General features: G+C 49.0%; 10 tRNA genes and 1 rRNA gene. All 11 read left to right on the top strand.

Annotated features, from left to right (window positions below):
- The first annotated feature begins 19 nt into the window (after positions 1-19).
- Positions 20-135 (top strand): 5S ribosomal RNA (gene rrf, locus EVJ26_RS14190).
- A gap of 83 nt (positions 136-218) precedes the next feature.
- Positions 219-294, top strand: a tRNA-Asp gene (locus tag EVJ26_RS14185).
- Positions 295-318: 24 nt separating this feature from the next.
- Positions 319-394, top strand: a tRNA-Phe gene (locus EVJ26_RS14180).
- Between the two features lie 9 nt (positions 395-403).
- Positions 404-479 (top strand) — tRNA-Thr (locus EVJ26_RS14175).
- A gap of 10 nt (positions 480-489) precedes the next feature.
- Positions 490-565: transfer RNA gene (locus tag EVJ26_RS14170), tRNA-His, on the top strand.
- A gap of 12 nt (positions 566-577) precedes the next feature.
- Positions 578-653, top strand: a tRNA-Lys gene (locus EVJ26_RS14165).
- A gap of 37 nt (positions 654-690) precedes the next feature.
- Positions 691-771, top strand: a tRNA-Leu gene (locus EVJ26_RS14160).
- A gap of 21 nt (positions 772-792) precedes the next feature.
- Positions 793-867, top strand: a tRNA-Gly gene (locus EVJ26_RS14155).
- A gap of 7 nt (positions 868-874) precedes the next feature.
- Positions 875-959, top strand: a tRNA-Leu gene (locus EVJ26_RS14150).
- Positions 960-965: 6 nt separating this feature from the next.
- Positions 966-1042: transfer RNA gene (locus EVJ26_RS14145), tRNA-Arg, on the top strand.
- Between the two features lie 7 nt (positions 1043-1049).
- Positions 1050-1126 (top strand) — tRNA-Pro (locus EVJ26_RS14140).
- The last annotated feature ends 1 nt before the right edge of the window (position 1127 follow it).

Raw genomic sequence — 1127 nt, 5'->3', positions numbered from 1 at the left:
TCAGGGAACAATTCCCTTGTCTGGTGGCGATAGCGAAGCGGCCACACCCGTTCCCATGCCGAACACGGAAGTTAAGCGCTTCAGCGCCGAAAGTAGTTGGGGGTCTCCCCCTGTGAGGATAGGACGTTGCCAGGCTTTTTATTTTTTTACAAAACTTATTGACTTTATTCTAATTGACATTTAAAATAGGTGGAGTCGATACAAATAGTTTTACAAACGGTCCCGTGGTGTAGCGGTTAACATGTCTGCCTGTCACGCAGAAGATCGCGGGTTCGAATCCCGTCGGGACCGCCATTTTTAATTTAAACTTAATAAGTTGGCTTTGTAGCTCAGTTGGTAGAGCAAAGGACTGAAAATCCTTGTGTCGGCGGTTCGATTCCGTCCAAAGCCACCATTTACACCTGCCGGTGTAGCTCAGTTGGTAGAGCATCTGACTTGTAATCAGAGGGTCGAGGGTTCAAATCCTTTCGCCGGCACCATTTTTTCATGGCGATTGTGGCGAAGTGGTTAACGCACCGGATTGTGATTCCGGCATTCGAGGGTTCAATTCCCTTCAGTCGCCCCATTTTAAATTAATGAGCCATTAGCTCAGTTGGTAGAGCATCTGACTTTTAATCAGAGGGTCGCAGGTTCGAGCCCTGCATGGCTCACCATTTCTCATTAATTAATAGTTATATTTGAATATTATATGCGGGTGTGGCGGAATTGGTAGACGCGCTAGACTTAGGATCTAGTGTCCTTGACGTGGGGGTTCGAGTCCCTTCACCCGCATCTCTAATCAAAACTCATATTGCGGAAGTAGTTCAGTGGTAGAATACGACCTTGCCAAGGTCGGGGTCGCGGGTTCGAATCCCGTCTTCCGCTCCATTAATATGCGGTCGTGGCGGAATCGGTAGACGCGCTAGGTTGAGGGCCTAGTGGTGGTTAACACCGTGGAGGTTCAAGTCCTCTCGACCGCATTTTATGCACCCTTAGCTCAGCTGGATAGAGCGTTAGACTACGAATCTAAAGGCCGGGAGTTCGAATCTCTCAGGGTGCACCATTTATAACGGGAAGTAGCTCAGCTTGGTAGAGCACTTGGTTTGGGACCAAGGGGTCGCAGGTTCGAATCCTGTCTTCCCGACCAT

Source organism: Exiguobacterium sp. SH3S1 (assembly GCF_004337105.1).
GTDB lineage: Bacteria > Bacillota > Bacilli > Exiguobacteriales > Exiguobacteriaceae > Exiguobacterium > Exiguobacterium aurantiacum_A.
Note: the sequence above shows the minus strand (reverse complement) of the source record. Positions and strands in the feature narration are given on the sequence as shown.